The organism is Kitasatospora aureofaciens (assembly GCF_019192735.1).
GTDB lineage: Bacteria > Actinomycetota > Actinomycetes > Streptomycetales > Streptomycetaceae > Kitasatospora > Kitasatospora aureofaciens_A.
In genome coordinates, this window is the sequence record NZ_JAHTKP010000051.1 from 34,706 (window position 1) to 55,881 (window position 21,176).

The window sequence follows — 21,176 nt, forward strand, 5'->3', positions numbered from 1 at the left end:
TCTCCTTGTCGGTGAGCTCACGGAACCAGTCCCACGCCTCGGTGACCAGCACGTCGTGCGGGGCACGGCCTTCGGCCAGCGGGTGCTGGTCCGGGATCTCACGGCGGTGCCGGCGCTGTTGTCCGAACCGGTTCGGCGCTTCACGTGGCGAGCGAGCCAGCGCCACCGACCGGCGCGCTGTCCGAGCTGGACGAGAGCGGTACCGACCTGCCGGACATCTTCGAGCTGCAGCACCGGCTGCGGCAGGTCGCGGCCGCTGGTTAGCCGGTCGGGCCTAGACGCTCGGGGTCAGGACCGGAGCCCGCATCCTCATCGACGTCGGCGACGCCAGCAGCTTCCCCACCGCCGGCCACCTGGCCGCCTGTGCCGGCCTGGCACCGCTGACCAGTAGCTCCGGATCCTCCATACGCGGCGAGTACCCCTCACGCCGCGGCAACAAGCAACTCAACCTGCAGTCCCCAAGCCATTGGCACCTCTTCACCCCGCAGGTGGGTTCCGGCGTGATGGGCGGGTACTTCATTCCAGAAGGCCCGGAGGCCGCCAACGACCTCGTGAATCGTCTGCCACCCGCGCCCTGCCCGAGCCCCAGGCCGAGGCGGACGCCGTCCGCCACATCGAGGAACTCGACGACGCCCGGAGCCTGGTGGCACTAATGGTCCGACGGCGGGGCCAAGAGGTCCTCGGGCAGGGGCTGCTCGGCCCAGATGGTCTTGCCACGGGGATGGTAGCGGGTGCCCCAGAGCTGAACGAACTGCGCGACCATGTACAGGCCGCGCCCTCCTTCGTCGGTCTCGATCGCGCGTCGGATGTGCGGGGAGGTGCTGCTGGCGTCGGTGACTTCGCAGATCAGGCTGCGGTCGCGGATCAGCCGCAAGTGGATCGGCGGCTTGCCGTAGCGGATGGCGTTGGTGACCAGCTCGCTGACCACCAGTTCGGTGATGAACTCCAGATCCTCCAGGCCCCATTCGGCCAGCTTCCCGGTTGCGAGCGCACGTGCCTGGCCCACGACCTCGGGCTCGGACGCCAGCTCCCAGGTGACGTGGCGGTCGGAATCCAGCCCGCGCACCCGCGCCACCAGCAGTGCCACGTCGTCCTGCGTGCGGTCCGAGAGCAGCCGGCGGGTGACCACGTCGCAGACGTCGTCGAGCCCTGAGGGCGACGTGAGTTGAGGGTCCGACAGGACCTCGCGGAGCCGTTCGAGGCCCGTCTCAGTGCTCTGGCCCCGTGACTCCACCAGACCGTCGGTGTACAGCACGAGCAGGTCCCCGTCGGTCAGCGTCACCTCGCCGCTCTCGAACGGAGCTCCACCGAGCCCCAGGGGAGGCCCGCCGGGGAGATCGAGGAACTCGACTCTCCCGTCCGCCGACACCAGCGCGGGCGGCGGATGACCGGCCCGCGCGAGGACGCATCGCCGGGAGATCGGATCGAAGGCCGCGTACGCACACGTTGTTCCGGCCGCGCCGCCTGAGGCCCCTTCGCTCTGCCCGTCGTGAAGCCTGTCGACCTGGCCGTCCAGATGAGTGAGCAACTCGTCGGGTGACAGATCGAGGTCCGCGAGTGTCCGTACTGCAGTGCTACGCAGACGCCCCATGGTCACCGCTGAGTGCAGGCCTTGCCCCGCCACGTCGCCCACCACCAACGCGACTCGCGCCCCCGAGAGCGGGATGACGTCGAACCACTGGCCACCCAGCACCGCGTGACCAGTCGCCGGCAGGTAGCGCGACGCCGCCTCCACGGCCCCGAGCACCGGCAGGTGTTGCGGCAGCAGACTGCGTTGCAATGCCAACGCCGTCGTGCGCTCCCGGGTGTACCGCCTGGCGTTGTCGATGGACACGGCGGCACGCGCCACGAAGTCCTGGGCCAACAACACGTCGTCTGCCTCGAACGGTTGCCTACCCCTGAAGCGCACGAAGACCGCCGCACCCAGCGCGGCGCCTCGCGCGGACATCGGCACCAGCAGCCACGAGTGGACTCCGTATTCGCGGACCAACGCGGCCCGGCGGGGATCGGCCGCGGTGAGCTCGGCGAGCACCTCTTCACCCGTCAGAAGCACGGGCTCGCGGCTCGCCAGCGCCCGGGTGAACAGGGAGCCCACCCCGGAGGTGAAGAGGTCGACATCTCCTGTGGAGACCACCGCGTTCCCCGGGCCCCCGGGCACGGACGAACTCGCCGCACGGCGCAGAGGCATGGACTCGGCGACGGGACCGGCCACCGGCTCCTCGCCGCCGAAGACGGGGTCCAGCAGATTGACGTAGGCGTGGTCGGCAAAGACCGGGACGGCCACATCGGTCAGTTCCTGCGCGGTGCGCAGGACATCAAGTGTGCTGCCGATCTTCGAGCTCGCGTCATTGACCAGAGCCAACCGCTCCCGGGCCCGGACCCGCTCGGTCACCTCGAACACCGCGTGGGCGAGTCCGATCACCTCCCCGGAGCCGCTTCGCAGCGGCACGATGGTCTCCGACCAGGCCCGGTCGCGATCCGGGTCGTCGGGATCGCGGGAGTGCACCTCCGTGGCCACCAGCGCCTCACCAGTGGCCAGGACCTGCCGCTGCCGGGCCTCGAAAGCCGTCATGTCCAACGCGCCGGCAGGAGCCACCTCCCGCATGGTGCGCCCGAAGGCCTGGTTCGCAAAGCCCCTCAAGCTCCGCGCGTTCTGCGCGACAAAGCGCAGCTGGGTGTCGAAGACGTCGATATGGAAAGGTGATTCGATGAACAGGCCCCTCAGGAGCGCGCGGCCGAGGTCCCGCCGACGCACAGCATCGGCGCCCTCAGCCTGGATCAGCCAGTGCAGCTCACCGGCCGTGGGGACCAGGGGATGGGCCCACAAGCCGACCTCGACCCGGCTGCCGTCCCGGTGGCGCATGACCGCCGACCCGAGGGAGGTTGCTTCCTCCGCCTGGCAGCGCCCCACGAGCCGGGCGGCGTCGGCGTGGGTGTACAGCAGGTCGGTCCCGCGCCGCCCTCGGACTTCGTCCGCGGTGTAGCCGAGCAGGCGCTGGGCACCAGGACTCCAGCTCGTCAGCACACCGCGCGCGTCGACAGTGGCGTACGCGGCGGTCCCGGGCTCGACGGGATCACTGAGGGCGTCGTGGAACGTGGAGTCGTGCATGCGTTACACCCACTCCGCGACTCGCGACACCCGGCTGCCCACACCCCCGGGGATTCCGCGGCCGCATAGGGAGAAAGCGCTATTTCTCTGGTTGGATGCGTCAATCCGGGGTGCAATTCTATCGTCGGCTCGCGCCGTCTGCCGGTCACCCGGGCGTGGACGCCGGCGGCGGTGCCCAGGGCGGTGGCGGCGACCAGCGGGCGGAAGGCGGCGAAGTGCTCGCGGAACACCCGCAGGCCGTCGCCGAGGTCTGCGAGCAGGTCGGCTGCGCCCCAGCCGTCACCAACCGATGGGGACGGGCACGACGGCGGGGGCGCCGTCGGTCATCCACAGGCGGGAGGGGCTGGCGAGCCAGGCCTGGCGGGCGCTCGGCTGCGCGGCGGGCGCCGGGTCGGCAGCCGGATCGTGCGAGCCGGGGAGCGAGGTGGCGGACATTGGCGTAGTGGCCCCGGGATACGCCTGGGTGGAGCACGACGGGGTCGAGCTGGGCTTCCACCCGGTGGACGACGAGCGCAACCCGCGGGGCGGCAGCCCGGTCGTGTACTGGTCGGTGGGCGACGTGGACCGGGCACGGGAGTGGCTGCTATCGGCCGGCTGCGAGCACCACCGGGGCCCGCTGCAGATCGAGCCCGGACGGCGCATCGCCCAGCTGCGCGACCCATTCGGCACGGTGATCGGGATCGACGGCCCGTAGAACGTGACCGCACAGCCGAGCTGTAGGAACCGCGAATCCGTGAGCAATTCCGCGTGATCATGAGCACTGTCCAAGCAAATCCCGGCGATCATAAGCATTGGTAACGGGCAGTAGCTGTCGGTTGCCGGAATCTTGTGGCCTTCCGGAGCACGATCTGTGGCGTGGTCGCGGACCATTGTTCGCAGGCCTGGCCGCTACCGAAGTTCCGTCAGATCCAGTCCTTCCGCCTGAAACTGACGTACAGCACGGCGGAGAGTACTACGGTGGCCCCCGTGGAGACGAGGAAGCCCCATTCGGTCCCGAACCCGGGGTAGGGGACGTTCTGGCCGTAAAAGCCGGTGATGGCGGTGGGGACGGCGATGATCGACGCCCAGCTGGTCACCTTCTTCATGATGAGATTCATCCGGTTTCCCTGGACCGTGAGGTTCGTCTCCATGATCGAGGTGACCATGTCACGCAACGACTCGGTCCACTCGGTGGCCCTCAGGACGTGGTCGTAGACGTCCTGGAAGTAGGGCATCAGCGGCTCGCTGACGATGTGGAGATCGCGGCGGAGCAGGCTGTTCACGACCTCACGCATCGGCAGGACGACCCGGCGCAGCCTCACCAGGCTCTTGCGCAGTTCGAAGGAGCGGCGCTGGACCGACTCGATCTCCCGTGTGCCCTCCTCGAAGAGCGCCTCCTCGACTTCCTCTATTCGGTCGTCGAGCTCCTGCACGGCGGCGAAGTGGCCGTCGACTATGAAGTCGAGCAGCCCGTAGACCAGGAAGCCGACACCGTGCTTGACCAGGTCAGGGGCGTCGTCCCAGCGGGCGACCACCTGTTCGATGTCAAAGCCGGCGTCCTTGCGGACGGTGATCAGGGCGGTGTCGGTGATGAATGCCGAGACCTCGCTCGTCGTCAGCAGCCCGCTCTCCTGGTCCATGCCGATCGCATAGGCACTCAGGAACGAGTGGGTGCGGTACCGGTCCAGCTTCGGGCGCTGATGCTCGTTCCGCGCGTCCTCCACGGCGAGCGCGTGCAGGCCGAACTCCTCACTGATCATCGCGAGGTCGGCAGGGCCGGGTGCGCACAGGTCCAGCCACACCACCGCCGAGGGGTCGGACACGTACTCGGAGATGTCCTCGACGGGAAAATCCTCGAGCTCGAGGTTGCCATTGCGATAGAGCCGGGTTCTAGCCATGCGGGACAGGGTAGCGACGGCTATTCTGCGTCCGCCGGTCAGCCCCCCCGACTGGAGCCGGCTGGGAGACGGCCCTCGTGCCGTGACTCTGCTTCATGTTGATTGGGATTGATAATCGGAGACATCCCCGACAGATACGACACGCGCTCACTTTCCGTGACAATGGCCAGGAGAAGCGCAGCGCAATTGCTCATGATCGACCAAAACGGTCGGTGCTCATCGGGACCGGATGCGCCGCCATCACCTCCCTCCACCTCGGCATCACCCCCGCCGACAGCGCCGACGCCCTGGCCGCCTTCCGCCTCCCCCCCTGCGCCGCATGTCCGCCATGCACACCGGGAACTCCCGCACGCGCGTCACATGTGCGGGGTGTCCGCGGCGGCGGCTTCGGTGGTGACGGCGACGGCCACCATGCCGATCGGGCCGGGGGCAGGTCCGAGACCGCCGCGAACTGCCAGCCGTCGGTGGCGTGGTCGGGCTTGTCGTGGATGTCCGGGGGCGGGTCGCCGACCGGCAGGTACCTGCTGCTCATGCCGGGGTTGTGATTGAGCGTTCAAGTTGGCGAGTTGGGCGTTGGCGGGCAAGGCATATCTGACCGAGCCAACGGCACCGTGCCGGACTGGAGCGCCTGGTGCCGACGGCATCCGCGAGCTTCCGGGCTCCAGAGGCAACCGACGGGCCTTCCCCGGTGTCTTCACCTTTGACAATGCACAGTCCGGTCGGGCAGGGGTGGCCCGTCGGCTGTCCTGACGATCCGGGGGGATCCATGCGCTCGCGCTTTCTGTTGACGGTTTCCGTGTCCGCGCTGCTGGCCGGGCTCGGCCTGACGGCCTGCAGTTCCAGCCCCACGGCCAACCCGCCGAAGGCCGGTGGGGCCGCGTCGGTGTCCCCGGCGCCGGTGTCCGCCGCGCCGGTCGCGGGCCAGTCCGCAGCTCCGGTCGCAGGTCAGTCCGCCGCGTCGTCCGCCACGTCGTCCGCCACGTCGTCCGCCGCGTCGTCCGCTGCCGGGACCGCGGCATCGACGGGCTCCGGCAGCTCGCACACCGCGAAGTGCCGTACCGAGGACCTGAGGTGGACGCTCACCCGTCTCACCTACGAGGGCACCGGCGCGAAGGACCCGGCGAACGCCGAACTCGTCGCCGTCAACGCCGGCTCCCAGAGCTGCACGCTGGCCGGTTATCCGAAGCTTGAGTTCTACCTGGGCAAGGGGCCGCAGGCCGAGGGGGTCGGGAAGGGCAGCCCCGCTCCGGTGACGCTGGGCGCGGGCAAGAAGGCGGTGATCGCCCTGCACTACTCCGAGATGAACGGCAAGGGGCCGGACAGCGGCAACTGCAACCCCCTGGTCACCGCCGGCACCGCCGACGTGGCCGCGCCGGCCGACAGCACCGGAGTCCGGGTCCCGGTGGTGGACCAGAGTGGCAAGCCGGCGGAGGTCACCATCTGCGGCCAAGAGGTCCGAATGAGCCCGCCCGTCGCCCGGTAGGAACCGTCCGGGGGCCGCTGCGGGCGGACCTCGGCGCCCAGCTCGACCGCGTAGGCGACCTTCACCGTGGAGTACCAGGCAGGTCCCGTCGGCCGGGAACCGTCCGCGGTGAACGGGGACGGCAGCAGCGGGTCCGTCTCGACGTGGGAGAGGTCGACGAGCCACGAGCCCGGGATGCGCTTGTCGAACACCGGGTTCACCTCGTGGACGGGCTCCGACAGCGGCAGCGTCAATCTGCCGGCCGCCGCGAGGAACGCGACGTTCAACAGACCGCTGGCCTGGCGCCGGATCTCATCGGTGTGGAAGCGGTCCTGAGGGACGGTGAGGGCGGCGGCCGTGATCTGCAGTGCCTGCTGCGAGTCAGGGCGCCAGGCGGCGCGGGCGGTGATCTTCTCCAGGGCGTCGAGGTTCGGCTGGCGTTCCATGGTGCGTGCGGTGAGGGCTCCGCAGCGTGTTGACCGTGGACGATCCTCACCGCCGGCCGGTGTGGAGGGCGCGGTCCGGTGCGTGGCTCGACCGGGTGGGCGCCGGTCCGTCGGGGGCCGTCGCGCGTGTTACTCCGGATCGTTCCGGATTCCCTGCCCGGCACTGCCCCTACTAGCTTGTCGACGGCGTCCGCCAGACCGGCCGGCCCGGAGTCCAGGGAGCAGCGATGCCGACGACCGCCACCGCCAGCCGGCCGAGCGCCGCCGTGCTCGGGTATCAGGAGCGCAAGGTGCTCCACGCGGTCGGCTGCGGCCTCAGGGATGACGAGATCGCCGCCACCCTTGCCATCTCCGAGGACTCCGTGGCCGGGCACCTCGCGCGGATCCTCGTGAAACTCGGGCTGCGCGACCGGGCCGCCGCCATCGTCCACGCCTTCGACTGCGGACTGGTCGCCCCTGGCGGCGGCCCCCGCGCGCAGGTGGTGAGGCCGGTGCTGCGGAGCGCCGCCGGCCGAGCGGCCGGACCGAAGGTGCAGATCTCCGTGCTCGGACCCCTGCGGGCATGGCAGGACGGGCGGTCCCTGAATCTGGGGCATCTGCGCCAGCAGGCCGTACTGGCGGCGCTGGCGCTGCGCGGGGGGCGGACGGTCAGCCAGCAGGAACTGCTCGACGGAGTATGGGGGTTGGAGGCGCCGGTCACGAACGTGGTGCCGGTCCACATCTACCGGCTGCGCAAGACCCTGCGCATCGGGGACAGCCCGGACTCGGTGATCGAGCACGACCGGTGTGGCTACCGTCTGGTCTCCGGCGCGGCCGAGGTGGACCTGGCGCGCATGGAGAACCTGGTCACCGACGCCGGGACGGCCCATCGGGCGGGCGAACCGGCCGAGGCGGTCCGCCTCTGTGCTCAGGCGCTGGACCTGTTTCGCGGGGAGCTCCTGGCCGGCCTGCCCGGCCCGCTCGCCGAGTTGGAGCGGCTGCGGCTCGCCGAGCGCAGGATCGCCGTCGCACAGCGGAAGTTGGAGTGGCAGCTGCGGCTGGGCCAGTACTGCGAGGCGATCGCCGAGCTGTTCGCCCTGTCCGCGGAGCACCCCTTGAACGAGCCGGTGGCCGCGATGCTGATGCGTGCGCTGTACCGTAGCGGCCGACAGGCCGACGCATTGGCCGTGTTCGACCGCGCCCGCCGCCGTCTGGCCGACGACCTGCGGGTTCCTCCGAGTCGGATGCTGCGGCGGACGCACCAGATGATTCTGCGCGGGGACGAAGCCGGCCTCGGCCTCACCGGAGCCACGCGGTGACCGGCCCGACGCCGGGTATGCGCGGCGAGGCCGCGATCTGCTCCTCGGTGGAGCGCTCGGTCACCCGCTGACCGACCGGGAGTCGGTACCCTGGCCGGCGTCATCGCCCGGGTCTTCGACCGGGCCGGATCCGCGACCCTGATCGCCGACGGACCCAGGTGGTACTCGTCGACGGTGTCCCGCACCGGCTGGAACTGATCCGGGCCGAAGCCGCCCGCCGCGAGACGCGGCTGCGCATCGCCCGCGAACACCCGCTGCGGGTGCCGTCGGGTCAGGGCTCCACCGGGGCGCGGCCCGGTGGAGCCCTGAGTGGCTGGGCGGTCCGACGTGCGGCGGCGGGTGTCACGGTCCGCAGGGACTAACCGCCGCCGCCCCCTGACGGTTGCGCACGGTCAGGAGGCGAAGGCCCTTTCCAGTCGGGGGATCAGGTCCCGGAGGTCCTGTTCCCAACAGCCGCCGTTGTGGCCGCCGTTGCACTGGGTGCCCCAGGCGGAACCATCGCCGTAGTCGACGTAGTAGTAGGACATGCCCAGGGCGTCCATGCGGTCCTTGACGTGTTTGGACGCGCCTTCGAGCCAGAACTCCGCGTCGGTGACCACGCCGCGTCCGTTGCCCACGTAGATGGAGACCCCGACTCCGGCGAGTTTGTCCATGTGCTGTGACGGGTCGGCCTCGTTCCACCGCCAGTCCGCGTTGAACACCGGGTAGGGCGTGCCGAACAGGGCGTCACTGTCCACGCCGGGCTTGTAGGGGTCGTTCGTGGGGTCGCAGGCACCGGATGACGAGCCGCAGATCACGCCCTGCGCGTCGATGAGGGAGGCGACGACGGCCAGCCGCAGGTCCATGGAGTCGGCCGACAGATCGATGTCTCCCGACAGGGACGCGGTCTGGCTGAACAGTTCGGGATGGTCCTGGGCGTAGTGGAAGGCCCCGAAGCCGCCCATGGAGACACCGGCGATGGCCCTGGCCTTCTTGGTGGCGATGGTCCGCAGGTTCGCGTCGATGAACGGGATCACCTGCTTGAGGTGGAAGTTCTCCCAGTTCTGGGCGCCGAGCTGAGTGTTCTGGTTGAGCCAGTTGGCATACCAGCCCCGAGCGCCGCCGTCCGGGATGACGGTGATCATCGAGTTCGAGGTGGTCAGTGCCGGGTAGGTCTGCTGGATGGGGTCGTCGGGTGAGCCGTGCAGGAAGTACAGCACCGGGTAGCGCCTGGCCGGGTCGTCGTAGTAGCCGCTCGGCAGAATGATCTTGATGTGGTGCTTGCCCGTGACCTCGGGTGTGGTCACGGTGATGTAGAAGTTGGTGGGACCACCCATGGCCGTGTCGACCTGGGTCAGCCCGAACCCGTCCGCCATCGGTGGCGGCGACCCGGTGCCGCCGGCGGCCCGTGCCGGACCCGCTGTCGTGGCCATTCCCACGATGGCGGCCACCATGGCCACCATGGCCACCATTATTCGCCACCGACTCAATGTCCTCGTCACAGTGTTCCCCCTCGTCAGCCTTGTCGTTGCGCGGCGCGAAACCCATCGGGAGGCCGTGAGTTCCGATGAAGGAGCACGCCGGAGACCGTTGTTGGAGTTCCGGCGTGCCCACATGTCAGCCTCAGTCCAGGACCTTGACCTCCAACGCCGGTGAGGCAGCGATCTGATCCTCGGTGAACCGTTCGGTCACCCACTGGCCCGCCGAGAACAGCTTGGTCTGATCGGCGTAGTGCGGCGAGTTCGGGTTGGCCGACTGGGAGTAGGCCAGCACCGAGGAGGCCTGTGGCGGGCCGTCGGCGGTGAACCGCACCTGCTGGATGAAACTGGATCCGAAGACGATGTCCGGTTTGCCGTCGACCATGCCGGGAGTGACCACGTTCAGCACGCCCAGTTCGTGGATCGAGCCGTGGATCGGGATCTGTTCACCGTTGCGGGTGATCTTCTGGATGTCCGACAGTGGCGCGTTCAGCGCAATGCCCGCGTTGCGCAGCGCGAGAACCGCCCGGCCGAACGCGTCGCGGACGGCGGAGCTTCCGGAGTCCAGCGAGTTGGGCGTGTGCACCGGGTCCTTGGGGTCGAAAGGAACCCGCCACGGCAGTTTCTCGATCGCCTGTCCACCGGTCAGGAAGGCCCAGTAGTTCTCGAACAGCCAGGACCCCCGGCTGTCCGCTGTGTACTTGTGGTCCTTCCAGGCGGCCAGGATCGGGCATGCCTCGCTCACGTTGACCAGGTTGCCGTCCACCAGGATGAGCCCGAAGGGGAGGCTCTGGCACATGCTCACCGTGGCGTTGAGGGCCAGGTCGGCCGCCCTGCTGTTGTCGGCGAACAGCAACTGCTGCATGCTCTCCGGTGTGAAACCCTTGCCCGGCAGGCCATCGGTGCCGTTGATCCGGTTCTGCGCGGTCAGGATCAGCTCCTGGGTGCGCAGCGACCGGGGCGCCGCCGTGTCGCCCATCACCCTGGGGTAGGACAGCGGCTGCTCGGGGTTGGCCAGCCAGGCGCTGTCGTTGGCGTTGCCCACGAAGTCGGGCCGGATCAGGCGTGGCTGCTTGTGCGGGTCCAGCAGTCCTGGGGCGACCGCGTTCGGGTCATCGGGCCAGTCGCACTCGCTGCGCTTGCCGTCGAAGATGGAGATCGGCGGCACGTTGGGCAGCCGCAGCCCCTGGTTGAACAGCAGTTGGCCGGTCAGGGTGAGGCACGACTGCGCGTGCGCGTCGGTGATGTTCGGGGTGGCCTGGATGTCCGCGTACAGCGCGTTGCCCTTGCGGTCGGAGGCGACGGTGTTGAAGAAGGGGACACCCTCCGTGGTCTCCAGGGTGTTCACCACGTCGTTGACGTCCTTGGCCCGGTCGAGGTGGAACCAGGTGTTCAGCGCCCGCAGGTTGTCCATGTTCGCGTCGCGTACCGCGTGCGCGCTCACCGTCCAGGGCAGCGGGACGCCCTGCATCGATGTGGTGATCGGGCCGTAGCGGGTGGACCACAACGTCCTGGTGACCTTGCCGATGGAGCCGTCCGGGTTCAGCACGTCGACACCGACCTGCTGCGAGGTCATCTGCTGCCAGGTGCCGTCAACCAGGTAGTTGGTCGGGTGCAGCGGGTCCACCTGCACGTCGAACAGCCCGAACGGGGACACCGTGGCGACCGTGTGGCTCCAGGCGACGTCGTCGGTGTGCCCGATGTTCACCGCGGGGAGTCCGAGCAGGCTGGCTCCGGAGACATTGATCTTTCCCGGGATCGTCAGCTGGCTCTGCCACATCCGGTTCTTGCCCTGCCACGGAAAGTGCGGGTTGGCCAGCAACATGCCGGTGCCGGTGCCCGCGGACACGCCCTGCGAACCGACCGCCAGCGCGTTGCTGCCCATGCTGCCCTGCTGACGGCTGGCGGCCATCGCGTCGCGGATCTTCGTCGCGGTCTCCTCGGCTGAGACCGCCGGCGGCGAGGCAGCCGGCGGCGACGCGGCCGACGCCCCCGGGGGTGCGGCGTTCACCTCGCCGTCCAGCAGCGGATCGGCGCTGCCCATGATGATCTCGGCGTGCGCGTGCCGGTAGACGTCCAGCTCCGTGATCGGCCGCACCCAGGCCGCACCGCGGCAGGCCGGGTCGGAGATGTTGTTCACGCCGGTCTCGGCCAGGTACCTGTTGTACCCCTGGACATAGCCGCGGATGGCCTCTTTGACCTCCGGCTCCGGCCCGGTGGGGGCGGGCTGGTCGATCAGCCGCTCCACCACCCGGTTGTCGTTGATCCGCTGGAAGTACAGGTCGCTGTTGAGATTGGTGGTGGTGTTCTGGTTCTCGCCAGGGCTCGCCTTGCCATCGGCCCCCAGATAACGGGACCGCTGGGCATTGACCATCAGATAGGTGTCGGCCAGGGTGCAGATGTTGTCCTTGGCCGCGGCGTATCCGTAACCCGCTCCCAGCCCCTCCCAGTTCGAGGCGATGATGTGCGGGATCCCGTATTCGGTGTAACGGATCGTCGGCTTGTCCGACTCCTGTCCGGCGGCCGGTGACCCGGTGGCCGGTGACCCGGTGGCCGCCATCGTGCTGATCAACGCCACCGCGGCCATGACCGCCATCGGCAGCCTCGCTTTGAGTCTCCTCCGTGCCATCGAGCCGTCCTTCCCCTGTGGTCCGGGCGTTTGTCTGGACACGGCCACACTAGGGAGGACCGATGACATCCCGATGAAGAGGCCGCACCCCGGGGCGCCGGAGCCGCCTGGCGATCTGCCGGACGGGTGTCCGTCCGGGACGCGCTCTCACGCCATCCCCGAGCGGCACGAACAGATCACCACCTGTCAGTGGCTGGATGTTCCCGGCCATTGACAGGTGGTGACTGACAGGTCGTGAAGGAATCCGGCTACGGACTCGGCCGACGAGCGTTCCGTGGTTACCAGGGATACCAGGCGCCGTTGTACCACTGCTCGCTGGCGCTGTCGTTGTGGTGATCCATGTTGAAGTCTTCGGGGTAGTTCTTGACGTGGTTGTTCGGGTAGGTCCAGATACCGGCGGACTCGTCGCAGACGTAGTCCCAGTGGCAGATCGTCTTGACGGGCACGTTGCCGAAGAACCTGTCAGCACCGGCGAGCGGAGCGCCGACGATGCCGCCGAACGGCACGGCTCCGCCATTGGCACCGGGAGGACCCTGGCGCTTGGGGTCCGCGATCAGGATGGCGTTGACGTTGTCGAACGTCTGCCAGTTCTCGGTGACCCAGGTGTGCACCACCCCGGCTCCCAAGGAGTACCCGGCCATCTTGACGTGCTGGCCCGGGCACGCGGCGCGCTGGTCGCGGACCAGCCGGTTCAGCTCATTGACGCCTGCCCGCGCGCTCGCACCGTTGGGAATCTGGGTGGGGTACCCGACGTGCTGCTGGATGTTGCCGTAGAAACCGTCGTTGTTCCATGAGCTGCCGGTGCCCCCGACAACGATCGTGTAGGTGCCCTCGCACGGAGCAGCCACTCGTGCGGTGGCCCCCTGTGCCGTGGCCCCCTGTGCCGCTGTAAGCCCGACCGTCAGCAGGAGTCCGGCTGACGCGGCCGCGATCCTTCGTGCTCGCATTCAATTCTCCCCACGCAGTTGGCCTACGCGTCTGCTTCTCCGATGCGGTACGCGGTCGGCCAAGGTCACCGGACGACAGTGGCAGCGGTCGATGACATCCCGATGAAGCGCGTGGTAACCCGCGCGGCCCCTGGCCTCTGCGGGGGCGCTGGGAGCCGCCTGCCGGCCGCATTGCCCGCGGAGCAGTGAGCAGCGTCACCTGCCGCCGTCGCCGGGTCAGCCCTGTGGTCTGATCGTGCTGTTGACGTACCACCAACAGGAGCTGACCCCATGCCCACGCCCACCGCCGTCCGACTGACCGTCGGCCCGCACACCTTCGACGCGCTGGCCGCCGGGCCGGCCGACGGTGAACTCGTCCTGCTGCTGCACGGGTTCCCCGAGTTCGCGGACTGCTGGACCGCCGAGCTGACGGCGCTGGCCGCGGCCGGCTACCGCGCGGTCGCGGTGGACCAGCGCGGCTACTCCCCCGACGCCCGCCCCGAGAACGTCACCGAGTACGCCGTCGAGCTGCTGGTCGCGGACGTCCTCGGCTTCGCCGACACGCTGGGCGCGCCGCGCTTCCACCTGGTCGCCCACGACTGGGGCGGCCTGGTCGCCTGGGCGCTGGCCACCGCCCACCCGGAGCGGCTGCACAGCCTGGCCGTGCTCGCCACCCCGCACCCCGAGGCGCTCCACGAGGCCATGAACAACGGCAGCGACCAGCGGGAACGCTCTCAGTACGTGCGGTACTTCCGGCTGCCGGGCCAGGTCGCCGAGCAGGCGCTGCTGGCCGACGGCGCGGCCAGGCTGCGCGCGCTCTACCGGGGCGCGCCGGCGGCGGAGCTGGTCGAGTCCAACGTCCGGCGGCTGGCCGAGCCGGGCGCGCTGACCGCCGGGATCAACTGGTACCGGGCGGTCAACGAGGAACTCCGGGTGCCGGCCGGCGAGATCACCGTCCGTACGCTCTTCGTCTGGGGCACCGACGACATCGCCCTGGGCCGCGACGCCGCCGAGCTGACGGCCAAGCACGTCAGCGCCCCGTACCGGTTCGTGGCCCTGGAGGGCGCCACCCACTGGCTGCCGGAGGCCGACGCCGACCGGATCGTGCCGCTGCTCCTGGCTCACCTCGCAGGCTGACCGGAGGCGGGGTCCGGGCAGGCCGTCACTCCGGCGCCGGCTCACCGTCATGCGGAACGACCCGACCGTCAAGTCCGGCAACAACTGCTACCCCGAGGTCGTCGCGACGGTCCGCCAGGAGCTCACGCGATAGCAGCGGGCCGGCGGCGGCCTGCGGTTGGCCCGCGCCCGCGCGAGGCGATGCACATCAGCCCTGGTCCAGACTGGACAGAGCCTCGGTGATCAGGCGAGTCGCGAAGTTGTGGTCGTTGCCGGACATCCGGTTGATGTGCTCCCCGAGGAGGACAGCCGTGGCTTCCAGGGGATTCATCTCGGCATCGGTCCAGGGTCCGTACTGCGCGCGCCACAGATTGGGGCTCAGGCCGCTGCCCGCGGCGATGAGCAGGCCGGCCATGGTGGGGATGACTTCGGGGCGGAAGGTCCTGGGCATCATGCGCATCGTGGCCACGAGGGTGGGCACCACGTACTCGATGACGTCCTTGTCGTGGGCCTCGCAGGCCGTCCGCAGCCAGTTCATGAACATGTAGATGAGCGTGCATGTGCCGTCCAGCAGCGCATTGAACTCCGCAGGGCCCAAGGATGCGGCGAACTGGTCGACCATCTGCTGCTGTTCGGGGTCCGTCTCGGTCCTGCCGTCGTAGACGGCCTTGAGCCGGGAGTCGATCACCATGAGCGCTGTGCTCACATCACCGACGGGAGCGTACTGGGGGTCACAGGACGATGACACAGGACTCCTTCTCAAACGGCCATTGCAAGCACGCGGCATGCCCGTTCGTAGAGTAGGCCGCCAACGCCGTGTTCGACGGCGACAGCTTCATCGACGCCGGGTTCACCCGCAGCGTCGTGGACTTCACCGATGCCACGTTCACCGTCGGCGAGGTGCGCTTCAACCGAGCCCACCGGGCCCGACGGGTCAGAACCCGGTGGGCGAGCGGGGTGTGTACGGGCGCTGCAGGGCCGCGGTCTCGGCGTCGGTCAGCCGGACCCGGAGGGCGGCCGCGGCGTCGTCGAGGTGGCCCGGGCGGGTCGCGCCGACGACGGGGGCAGCGACGACGGGGTTGCCCAGCACCCAGGCGAGCGCGACCTGCGCCATCGGAATGCCGCGGGCGTCCGCGACGTCCTGCACGGCGTCGATGATCGGCCGGTCGACGTCCGCGAAGAACCGCCGGGCGACCGGGTCCCCGGCCGAGCGGGCCGTCGCCTGCCCGTACGGGCGGGCCAGCCGGCCCGATGCGAGCGGGCACCACACCAGGCTGCCCACCCCCTGGTCGGCGAGCAGCGGGAACATCTCCCGTTCCTCCTCGCGCTGCACCAGGCTGTACTGGTGCTGCATCGACACGAAGGCCGGGCCGCCGTCCCGGGCCGCGGTGTGCTGCAGCTTGGCGAACTGCCACGCCCACATCGAGGAGGCGCCGACGTACCGGACCTTCCCGGCCGCCACCACGTCCCGCAGGGCCGTCACGGTCTCCTCGAGCGGGGTCGCCGGGTCGAGGCGGTGCAGCTGGTAGAGGTCAATGTAATCCGTGCCGAGGCGGGTCAGCGAGCCGTCGACCTGTTCCAGGATCGTCTTCCGGGACAGCCCGAAGCCGCCCGGGCCGTCGTGCATCGGCAGACCCACCTTGGTGGCGAGGACGACGTCCTCGCGCCGGGTGAAGCGCCGCACGGCGCGGCCGACCAGTTCCTCCGAGGCGCCGGCGCCGTACACGTTGGCGGTGTCCCAGAAGGTGATGCCGAGTTCCACGGCCCGTTGGAAGACCCGCGCCGCGGCCTGCTCGTCCAGGGCCCAGGGGTTGTGCCCGCGGCCCGAACCGCCGAAGCCCATGCAGCCGAGCGCGATCCGGCTGACCTCCAGGTCGGTGCCGCCGAGCGTGACGTACTCCATCGTTCCCCCGTTCTCCATCGTTCCCCCGTTCTCCATCGCTCCTCCTTTCTCCATCGCCCCCCCTTTCACGCCGGGTACGGGGCGGCCGTCCGCGCGGCCTTCAACGCGCCTGCCCACCAGGACAGTTGGTCGAGCAGGACCTTGGCGTAGCCCGGGGCCTGCGGGTCGTCCGGCCGTCCGTCCGTCCAGGCGGTGAAGTAGTTGGGGAAGGCCAGGCCGTCCCGGACCGTCACCGCGTGCAGCTCGGTCAGCACGTTCTCCAGGTGCAGGACGGCGTGCCGGCCTCCGGCCGCGCCGCCGTAGCTCACGAAGGCGACCGGCTTGGCCGTCCACTGGGTGAAGTGCCAGTCGACGGCGGCCTTCAGCGAGGCGGGGTAGCTGTGGTTGTACTCCGGCGTGACGACGATGAAGGCGTCCGCGCCCTCCAGGGCCTCGGTCAGCTTCGCCATCCCGGCCGGGCGGGGGTAGTCGGCGCCCGCGAACTTCGGTGAGGCGGCGGGCAGCGCCAGCGGGAGGTCCACCTCGGCCAGGTCGACCACCTCCACCTCGAACCCGCCGTGCGCGGCGGCCTGTTCGGCCACCCACGAGGACACCACCGGGCCGAACCGCCCCTCCCGGACGCTACCGACGACGATCACCAGCTTGTGCGTGTTCTTCTCCATGCCCACCACCCTCGGCCCACCCGCCGGCCGCAGCCAGACCGTGCCCAGGCTGGCCCCCGCAGGGCCACCCTCCGGGCGGCCACGCGCCGTACGCTCCCCCCATGGGCACACCACTGGGGGACTTCGTCCGGGCCAAGCGCGACAGCATCCAGCCGCAGACGCTGGGCCTGCCCGACCATGGCCGCCGCCGCTCCCCCGGCCTGCGCCGCGCCGACCTGGCCATGCGCGCCGGCATCAGCGTCGAGTACCTGACCCGGCTGGAACAGGGCCGCGACCGCAACCCCTCCACCGCCGTCGTCAACGCACTCGCCGACGCCCTCAGCCTCGACCCCGCCGAGCGCAACCACCTGCGCTACCTCGCGAAGATCACCGGCGGTGCCTGCCCGAACCACACCCGGCCGACGCCGCCGCCGCGCGATGTCCGTCCCGCGGTCCGCGAGACCCTGTGCCTCCTCGAACCGGGCATCGCCGCCGTCACCAACCGCCTCGGCGACATCCTCGCCCACACCAGCGGCTACGCCGCCGTCCTCGGCGCGGCAGGCCTGCTCGACGACCCCGCCCCGAACCTCACCCGCTACGTCTTCACCGACCCCCGCGCCCGCACCTTCTTCGCCGACTGGGACGGCATCGCCGACGAGCAGGCCTTCGACCTCTGGCTCGGCCCCTCCGTCGAGAACTCCGAGTGGCTCAGTACCGAACTCGCCCCCGTCGCCGGCCCCGACTTCACCCGCCGGCTGGGCAACCATCTCGTCCCCCGCCGCGGCCCGCTCCGCCTCCACCACCCGGCCGGCCCCGAACTCCGCCTCCTGCGCGAAACCCTCGACCTCACCGCCGACGCCCAGCAACTCCTCGTCCTGCTCCCCGCCGACCCCGAAACCGCCGCCCACCTCGACCGCCTCACCCACCCGGCCCCGGCCCGCCTGCGTGCCATCTCCTGACCCCGACAGCGCGGTGGCGAAAGCGGAGAGCGCCGCGCGGTCACCCCACGCCCGGCGCCGCCACGGACGCCGCCCCACCGACACCGGCCGCCTCGGGCGGCAGTGTGACCGAGCGCTTCAGCTGGCGACTTGAGCGTTAGCTGGGCGTTAGCTGGGCGTTAGCTGGGCAAGGTATCGCCCGAACTCGGCTGGTACGCCAGGTTTGGGGCGGGTTTATCAGTCCGTTCCCTCGCGTGCGGGCACGTGATCACAGGCGGCGACACCACAGCGGCCGAGGCCCGTAAGGGCGTGACGATGACGGTGAGGTGACCAACGCCCGACGAACGGTAGTCGACTTGGCGTGCCTCCTCGCGGGAGATCGGGCCGGCCTGGGCCGTGTCTTCAGCGTACGCCTGCCCCGCGGCCGCGACCCGGCGGTCGGTCTCGGGCCGCATCACCATCACGGGACTCCTCACGATCGGTGCCCCCCGTGTCATCGGCCTGCGCGACCGTCTCGACCCACCGGCCGACGCCTGCGCCGAACACCTCGTCCTGGACGCCTCCGCCGTGGGCCCCGGTGACAACATGCCAAGTCCAGTACGCAGGGGCACAATTCTCACCCGCGACCGTCGCATTCGACGGCAGGCCGATGACCACATGGCCGGAGTTGCGACGTGGATGGGGCACCCGCAGGCTGTAGCTGGTGAGCGGCCTCGATGACGCAACGAGGTGATCAGGTCGCAGGACCATTCCCACTCGGTCAACTCTCCGAAATGTCGGTGTGGGTGATGCGTGCCGCCTCATGGACCGGTGTCCTGGCGAGTCCAGTCGCGATTCTCCAACGAACGGCCCCAGCACAGGAGTCAGGGAGAAGGCAGTGGAAGGGAAGTGGCTTCGCAATCCCCGTCGAACTCCGGAGCGGTTGTCCGGAGCACGTCCTCGTGGCACGCGCTGCGGACTCCCCACTCGATGCGTGGTGTCCGTTGACCGTCTGGTCCGCAGTGGCCCGAGCGGTCGAACGGTTACGACCACCGGTGACCACAGCCCACCGGCAACGATAAGGAGCCACAGACCATGGGTGTGAAACAGAAGACACTCACCGTACTGATCGGGACCACCCTGGCGGCCGGACTCACCAGCCCGGCCTTCGGGTCCACCGCCGCCACCGGCGCTCACTCGCCGGCCCTGGTCGCCGCCGCCCCGGGGTCCGGGACGTCGGTCGTGGAGTGGAACCGCGAGCTCATCACCATCCTGAGCGATCCGAAAGCCCAGCCGTCCACCGTCCACCCCACGCGCAGCTTCGCGCTCCTCCAGGCCGCCGAGTACGACGCGGTGGCATCGGTCACCCGGACCGACCCCGCCTACCTGTTCTCGGTGCCGGCGCCGCAAGGCGCCAGTGCGGATGCCGCAGCGGACCAGGCGGCCCACGATGTGCTGGTCGCCCTGTACCCGGCCGAGCGCGCCGGCGTGGACCAGCAGCTGAGCGGCCAGCTGTCCGCGATCCCCGACGGCCCCGGCAAACAGGCGGGCACCGGTGTGGGAGCCGCGGTCGCCGGCCGACTGATCAGCCTGCGGTCCGACGACGGGTCTTCGGTCACGCCACCGCCGTTCAGCCCGGGCACCGCGGCCGGCGACTACCGGCCCACACCGCCCGACTTCCCCGCACCGGTGTTCACCAACTGGGGCTCGGTCAAGCCGTTCGTGCTGACGAGCGGAAGCCAGTTCCGCCCGGCAGCGCCGCCGGCCGTGGGCACCGCCGAGTACGCCGCCGCCTTGAACGAGGTCAAGAGCCTGGGGAGCAAGACCAGTACCACCCGCACCGCCGATCAGACCGCCGCCGCGAATTTCTGGGCGGCAGCACCCGTCTGGAACGTCTGGAACCAGGTGGCGCAGGACCTTGTCACCTCCCAGAACACCAGCCTGGAGCAGGCGGTGAAGGTCTTCGCCCGGCTTGACCTGTCCCTCGCCGACACCGCGATCGCGATGTACGACGCCAAGTACGCCTACCACGTGTGGCGGCCCGTCACCGCCATTCGGCTCGGCGACACGCACTACAACCCGGGCATCGTCGGCGATCCCAACTGGACCCCCCTGCTGCCGACCGCCCCGGACCCGTCCTACCCCGGCGCTCACGGCGCTCTCAGCCAGGCGGCGGCAACGACGCTCGCCGGATTCTACGGTGCGCAGCACCAGCTCACGGTGACCTCGAAGGGCGTCACCCGAACCTTCGCCGGCTTCCAGGATGCCGCCACCGAGGCGTGGCTCAGCCGGATCTGGTCCGGCCAGCACACCTCCATCGACAACCGCGCGGGCCAGCAACTCGGCACTCAGGTGGCCGAGTTCGTGGCAACTCACTTCTGACCGCCCACACCCACAGCGTCAACCGCCGCATGACGGTGGCCACGCCCCTGCTGCACCCGGCGTACCGGGTACAGCAGGGGCGTGCGCGAGTTCGGCAGCGCCGACGCCGCCGAGCCACGCCCGCGGGTGCGCACGAGGTCGTGGGTGAGGCGGGTGAAGGCGCGGGTGGCGGCGTTCTGGTAGGCGTCGGTGCCATGGCCCCGGCATGTCGTCGTCCGGGCGGGCGCGCCGAGCGGAGGCCGCCGGGCGGGTGCACGGGCCGGGGGGAAGCCGGTGCACCACCGTCCTGCGGCCGACAGGTACACGTCTGACGAGCCGGCTGCCGCCGGGGCGCCGGTCGTAAGGGCCGGTGTACGGCGGAGGCAGCGCCGACGCGCGCTCTTGGACCGCGCCGGGGACCGTCGGCATCGGGGCTCCGGCGGGGCCGGGCCCTCCGGGGCGGCGACCAGCTCGTCGGCGGCCCGGCTTGGCCGGGTCACCGGGCGCCGGCCCCCGGCGGGCTGCCGGCGGCGCCGGAGGCGGAGCGGCTCGCCGCCCGCACCCGGTGGAACCGCCGGCTCGGCGATGGTCTCGGGCCCTGATCGCGCCGACAGTGCGTGCGGGGCAGGTATCCGCGTGTGACGCGGGTCTCAACCCGGGCAGATCGCCTGCACCCAAAGCGACGGCGGCAATCCGGTCAGCAGTGGGCAAATGGGACAAAAGCGGACATAAACCGTGAGCCCGCTCACACGGAAAACGGGTCCACGACGGGCGATAGTGGCCGGGCCCCAGCGCCTCCCGCGACCCCCGACCGCAACATCTACGCAGCTCAGCAACGTCAGCGCGGCCGCGCAGCCCACCCTGCGGATCAACGCCGACGCCCCCTGAATACGACGGCGGATCGTAGCAAGGGGGTCTTGTCGACGACCGATCCCACCTGGCAACAATTGCTCCACCAAGCCACACCGGCTCCTGTCCCGCCGGATGCGGCTCACTGCCGAATCACGCCCCGCGACCTTCGGCCCCTGTCCGGC

The 21,176-nt window shown here is 70.2% G+C and carries 18 protein-coding genes and 1 pseudogene; 8 read left to right on the top strand and 11 right to left on the bottom strand.

Annotation, left to right across the window (positions count from 1 at the left end):
* Positions 1-281 precede the first annotated feature (281 nt).
* Positions 282-446, top strand: a pseudogene (locus KV557_RS32205) (transposase); the annotation flags it as partial.
* Between the two features lie 203 nt (positions 447-649).
* On the opposite strand, the gene KV557_RS32210 reads toward KV557_RS32205, so the two are convergent.
* Together KV557_RS32210 and KV557_RS32215 are read right to left on the bottom strand one after the other, a co-directional pair.
* On the bottom strand, positions 650-3,109 hold the full coding sequence (locus tag KV557_RS32210) for a SpoIIE family protein phosphatase (protein ID WP_218205088.1): 2,460 nt from the start codon (positions 3,107-3,109) through the stop codon (positions 650-652).
* Positions 3,110-3,388: 279 nt separating this feature from the next.
* A complete protein-coding gene (locus tag KV557_RS32215) occupies positions 3,389-3,544 on the bottom strand; it encodes a hypothetical protein (protein WP_218205089.1) in 156 nt (51 codons plus the stop codon).
* A 7-nt stretch (positions 3,545-3,551) separates the two neighbouring features.
* On the opposite strand from KV557_RS32215, the gene KV557_RS32220 reads away from it, so the two are divergent.
* The gene (locus tag KV557_RS32220; protein WP_256178278.1) at positions 3,552-3,803 is read left to right on the top strand and encodes a VOC family protein; all 252 of its coding nucleotides are present in this window, start codon (positions 3,552-3,554) and stop codon (positions 3,801-3,803) included.
* A gap of 208 nt (positions 3,804-4,011) precedes the next feature.
* On the opposite strand, the gene KV557_RS32225 is transcribed toward KV557_RS32220, so the two are convergent.
* Both KV557_RS32225 and KV557_RS43305 read right to left on the bottom strand, forming a co-directional pair.
* Positions 4,012-4,986: a magnesium transporter CorA family protein gene (locus tag KV557_RS32225; RefSeq protein WP_218205090.1), complete on the bottom strand. Its 975-nt coding sequence runs from the start codon at positions 4,984-4,986 to the stop codon at positions 4,012-4,014.
* A 945-nt stretch (positions 4,987-5,931) separates the two neighbouring features.
* Positions 5,932-6,069 (bottom strand): hypothetical protein, encoded by a 138-nt coding sequence (locus KV557_RS43305; RefSeq protein ID WP_256178279.1) that lies wholly within the window; start codon positions 6,067-6,069, stop codon positions 5,932-5,934.
* Between KV557_RS43305 and KV557_RS45000 the strand changes: the two genes are divergently transcribed.
* The 3 genes from KV557_RS45000 (at position 6,053) to KV557_RS32240 (ending at position 8,554) form a co-directional block, all read left to right on the top strand.
* Positions 6,053-6,469: a DUF4232 domain-containing protein gene (locus tag KV557_RS45000; RefSeq protein WP_374106703.1), complete on the top strand. Its 417-nt coding sequence runs from the start codon at positions 6,053-6,055 to the stop codon at positions 6,467-6,469. The two genes, KV557_RS43305 and KV557_RS45000, sit on opposite strands and share 17 nt — an antisense overlap.
* Positions 6,470-7,121: 652 nt before the next feature.
* Positions 7,122-8,192, top strand: a complete 1,071-nt coding sequence (locus KV557_RS32235; protein WP_218205092.1) for a BTAD domain-containing putative transcriptional regulator — start codon at positions 7,122-7,124, stop codon at positions 8,190-8,192.
* 158 nt (positions 8,193-8,350) lie between these two features.
* Positions 8,351-8,554: a hypothetical protein gene (locus tag KV557_RS32240; RefSeq protein WP_218205093.1), complete on the top strand. Its 204-nt coding sequence runs from the start codon at positions 8,351-8,353 to the stop codon at positions 8,552-8,554.
* A 30-nt stretch (positions 8,555-8,584) separates the two neighbouring features.
* Here the strand turns inward: KV557_RS32240 and KV557_RS32245 are convergent, their stop codons facing one another.
* The 3 genes from KV557_RS32245 to KV557_RS32255 form a co-directional block, all read right to left on the bottom strand.
* Complete coding sequence (locus tag KV557_RS32245; protein WP_218205105.1) at positions 8,585-9,625, bottom strand: alpha/beta hydrolase; 1,041 nt, start codon at positions 9,623-9,625, stop codon at positions 8,585-8,587.
* A 169-nt stretch (positions 9,626-9,794) separates the two neighbouring features.
* Positions 9,795-12,278, bottom strand: a complete 2,484-nt coding sequence (locus KV557_RS32250; RefSeq protein ID WP_218205094.1) for a penicillin acylase family protein — start codon at positions 12,276-12,278, stop codon at positions 9,795-9,797.
* Between the two features lie 278 nt (positions 12,279-12,556).
* On the bottom strand, positions 12,557-13,225 hold the full coding sequence (locus KV557_RS32255) for a cutinase family protein (protein WP_218205095.1): 669 nt from the start codon (positions 13,223-13,225) through the stop codon (positions 12,557-12,559).
* A gap of 270 nt (positions 13,226-13,495) precedes the next feature.
* On the opposite strand from KV557_RS32255, the gene KV557_RS32260 reads away from it, so the two are divergent.
* Positions 13,496-14,341: an alpha/beta fold hydrolase gene (locus KV557_RS32260; protein WP_218205096.1), complete on the top strand. Its 846-nt coding sequence runs from the start codon at positions 13,496-13,498 to the stop codon at positions 14,339-14,341.
* 187 nt (positions 14,342-14,528) lie between these two features.
* On the opposite strand, the gene KV557_RS32265 is transcribed toward KV557_RS32260, so the two are convergent.
* The 4 genes from KV557_RS32265 to KV557_RS32280 form a co-directional block, all read right to left on the bottom strand.
* Positions 14,529-15,068 (bottom strand): hypothetical protein, encoded by a 540-nt coding sequence (locus KV557_RS32265; RefSeq protein WP_218205097.1) that lies wholly within the window; start codon positions 15,066-15,068, stop codon positions 14,529-14,531.
* Positions 15,052-15,231: a hypothetical protein gene (locus tag KV557_RS32270; protein ID WP_218205098.1), complete on the bottom strand. Its 180-nt coding sequence runs from the start codon at positions 15,229-15,231 to the stop codon at positions 15,052-15,054. The genes KV557_RS32265 and KV557_RS32270 overlap by 17 nt, the downstream gene beginning before the upstream one ends.
* Positions 15,232-15,254: 23 nt before the next feature.
* A complete protein-coding gene (locus tag KV557_RS32275; protein ID WP_218205106.1) occupies positions 15,255-16,223 on the bottom strand; it encodes an aldo/keto reductase in 969 nt (322 codons plus the stop codon).
* A gap of 65 nt (positions 16,224-16,288) precedes the next feature.
* Positions 16,289-16,885 (bottom strand): NADPH-dependent FMN reductase, encoded by a 597-nt coding sequence (locus KV557_RS32280; protein ID WP_218205099.1) that lies wholly within the window; start codon positions 16,883-16,885, stop codon positions 16,289-16,291.
* A 101-nt stretch (positions 16,886-16,986) separates the two neighbouring features.
* On the opposite strand from KV557_RS32280, the gene KV557_RS32285 reads away from it, so the two are divergent.
* Both KV557_RS32285 and KV557_RS32290 read left to right on the top strand, forming a co-directional pair.
* Positions 16,987-17,823 (top strand): helix-turn-helix domain-containing protein, encoded by an 837-nt coding sequence (locus tag KV557_RS32285; protein ID WP_218205100.1) that lies wholly within the window; start codon positions 16,987-16,989, stop codon positions 17,821-17,823.
* Positions 17,824-18,876: 1,053 nt separating this feature from the next.
* Complete coding sequence (locus KV557_RS32290) at positions 18,877-20,163, top strand: vanadium-dependent haloperoxidase (RefSeq protein ID WP_218205101.1); 1,287 nt, start codon at positions 18,877-18,879, stop codon at positions 20,161-20,163.
* Positions 20,164-21,176: the final 1,013 nt, after the last annotated feature.

Excerpts from the sequence above, each read along its gene's own strand:
- KV557_RS32210 (WP_218205088.1), bottom strand. The coding sequence starts at position 3,109 with ATGCACGACTCCACGTTCCACGACGCCCTCAGTGATCCCGTCGAGCCC.
- KV557_RS32215 (WP_218205089.1), bottom strand. The coding sequence starts at position 3,544 with ATGTCCGCCACCTCGCTCCCCGGCTCGCACGATCCGGCTGCCGACCCG.
- KV557_RS32225 (WP_218205090.1), bottom strand. The coding sequence starts at position 4,986 with ATGGCTAGAACCCGGCTCTATCGCAATGGCAACCTCGAGCTCGAGGAT.
- KV557_RS32235 (WP_218205092.1), top strand. The coding sequence starts at position 7,122 with ATGCCGACGACCGCCACCGCCAGCCGGCCGAGCGCCGCCGTGCTCGGG.
- KV557_RS32245 (WP_218205105.1), bottom strand. The coding sequence starts at position 9,625 with ATGGTGGCCGCCATCGTGGGAATGGCCACGACAGCGGGTCCGGCACGG.
- KV557_RS32250 (WP_218205094.1), bottom strand. The coding sequence starts at position 12,278 with ATGGCACGGAGGAGACTCAAAGCGAGGCTGCCGATGGCGGTCATGGCC.
- KV557_RS32255 (WP_218205095.1), bottom strand. The coding sequence starts at position 13,225 with ATGCGAGCACGAAGGATCGCGGCCGCGTCAGCCGGACTCCTGCTGACG.
- KV557_RS32260 (WP_218205096.1), top strand. The coding sequence starts at position 13,496 with ATGCCCACGCCCACCGCCGTCCGACTGACCGTCGGCCCGCACACCTTC.
- KV557_RS32275 (WP_218205106.1), bottom strand. The coding sequence starts at position 16,223 with ATGGAGTACGTCACGCTCGGCGGCACCGACCTGGAGGTCAGCCGGATC.
- KV557_RS32280 (WP_218205099.1), bottom strand. The coding sequence starts at position 16,885 with ATGGAGAAGAACACGCACAAGCTGGTGATCGTCGTCGGTAGCGTCCGG.
- KV557_RS32285 (WP_218205100.1), top strand. The coding sequence starts at position 16,987 with ATGGGCACACCACTGGGGGACTTCGTCCGGGCCAAGCGCGACAGCATC.
- KV557_RS32290 (WP_218205101.1), top strand. The coding sequence starts at position 18,877 with ATGGGTGTGAAACAGAAGACACTCACCGTACTGATCGGGACCACCCTG.